Source organism: Micromonospora sp. NPDC002411 (assembly GCF_053592955.1).
Genome location: NZ_JBSFBM010000593.1, coordinates 1 through 1,977, shown reverse-complemented (window position 1 = coordinate 1,977; position 1,977 = coordinate 1). Strand labels below are relative to the sequence as shown.

The window sequence follows — 1,977 nt, the reverse complement described above, 5'->3', positions numbered from 1 at the left end:
GCGACCTCGGTGGCGGCCTCCGCGCGGGCCTGCGCGAGTTGCCGCTGCACACCCACCGGCGACAACTCGGCGTGCAGCGACTCGGTCAACGTCTCGACGATCTGGTCGAGGCGGTCCACCGCCTCCCAGGTGCGGGCCACCTGCCCGGGCAGGCCGGGGGCGTTACGGTGGCGCATCCGGCTGTTGCGGGAGGCGCGCTGGCAGGCGCCGTCGTTGTCCCGGCAGTAGCGAAACGGCCGGCCCGCGCCGACACGCTGCGCCACCGGCGCTCCACAGTGGGCGCACGGACGGGTTTCGGTAGTGCTGGGCTGGGCGTCCATCGAGGGCGAAGTCTAGTGCCGGCCGTTCAGCTCGTCGTCCGGGCGGTGGCGTCCAGGGTGTAGCGGCGTTGCAGCAGCACGGCCGCGAGCATCGCCACCGCCGGCAGCACCCCGAAGCCGTAGCGGACCGCGGCGAGCGCCGCGTCCGGCTGCACCGGCGACTCACCGGCCGTCGAGGCCACGAAACCACCGACGGTCAGGCACAGGGCGTACGCGTACGGACCGAGGGCCGCGCCGGTGGCCTCGGTGGCCGTCCACACCCCGGTGTAGGTGCCGGCGCCGGTGGTGGCGGGGGCCGCGCGGATCACGTCGGGCAGCATCGAGAACGGCAGCAGTTGCATGCCGGCGAAGGCCACGCCGAGCACCGCCACCGCGCCGATCAGCACCGGCAGGCCGGCCGGGCGGCCCACCGCCAGTACCAGCGACCCGAGGGCGAACGCGCCCTGCGCGCCGAGCAACGCCCGTTGCTTGCCGACGCGGCGGGCCACCATCAGCCAGGCCGGGGTGACCAGCAGCGCCGGTGCGACGAACGCGGCCACCAGCACCGTGGTCAGGCCGGTGGCCCGCAGTTCGTACTCGGCGTAGTAGGGCACCCCGGCGAGCACCAGGTGGGTGGTGGTGGACATCGCCAGGTAGGCGGCGACGAGCCAGCGGAACTGCCGGTCGCGCAGCGCGGTGCGCAGGGCGCGCCACCCGCCGTGCCCCGCCGGGGTGGGGTCCGCGGCCGACCCGCGCAGCCGGCTGATGCCGGCGACGCCGACCAGCATGGCCACCAGCATCCCGACGGCGAGGACCAGGCCCATCCGCTGGTAGCCGGAGCGCGTCGCGGTGTCGCCGCCGCTGAGCAGCGGGGCCAGCAGGCCGGACACCAGGATGCCCAGAGTCAGCACGACCATCCGGAACGCCATCAGCCGGGTGCGTTCGTCGTAGCCGATGCGCAGGTCGGCCGGGGTGGCCAGGTAGGGGACCTGGTAGGCGGCGAAGAGCAGGTTGCCGACGACGAAGAACACCGCCACCCACGCGGCCGCCGGCGCGCCGGTCAGGCCGCCGGGCACCGCGAACAGCGCGGCGAACGCGAGCGGCAGGGCGCAGCCGACCAGCAGCAGGCGACGCCGGTCGCCGCGGCGGGTCTGCTCGACGTCGGCGCGGTGACCCACCCAGGGGTGCAGCACCACGTCGGCGACCTTCGGCAGCAGCAGCGCGATGCCGGCCAGCCACGGGTCGACGGCCAGCACGTCGGTGAGGAAGTAGAGCAGCAGCAGGCCGGGCACCGTCACCCAGACACCCATGCCGAGCGAGCCGGCCGCGAAGCCCGCCAGGGGGCCACGGGGGAGTGTCGCGTCGGTGGCGGCCGCGGGCCGCCTGTCGAGCCCGGTCATCGCCGCGTCCTCTCCGCAATCCAACGGTTGCTGGATTCTAGGGGCAGAATGGCGGCCATGACCATGCCCCGACGCCGTCCGGGTCGCCCGCGACGCGACGAGACCCGGCCGACCCGCGAGGTGGTGCTCACCGCCGCGACCGCGCTGTTCGCCGAGCGTGGCTTCGACGCCGTCGGGCTGCGGGAGGTCGCCGCCGCCACCAAGATCCCCACGTACGGCGAGTTCGTCGGCCCGGAGAACGAGTTCCACCTGACCGCCACGCAGCTGGCCAGCGGTGC

Annotated in this window: 2 protein-coding genes and 1 pseudogene; 1 reads left to right on the top strand and 2 read right to left on the bottom strand. The window is 74.8% G+C overall.

What is annotated here, in order from left to right; translation table 11 throughout:
* Positions 1-320, bottom strand: a pseudogene (locus ACWCO3_RS34260) (hypothetical protein); the annotation flags it as partial.
* 26 nt (positions 321-346) lie between these two features.
* Positions 347-1,699 (bottom strand): MFS transporter, encoded by a 1,353-nt coding sequence (locus ACWCO3_RS34255; RefSeq protein WP_450014140.1) that lies wholly within the window; start codon positions 1,697-1,699, stop codon positions 347-349.
* 57 nt (positions 1,700-1,756) lie between these two features.
* Here ACWCO3_RS34255 and ACWCO3_RS34250 point away from each other — a divergent pair.
* On the top strand, positions 1,757-1,977 hold a 221-nt coding region (locus ACWCO3_RS34250; RefSeq protein WP_450014138.1), incomplete at its 3' end, for a TetR family transcriptional regulator.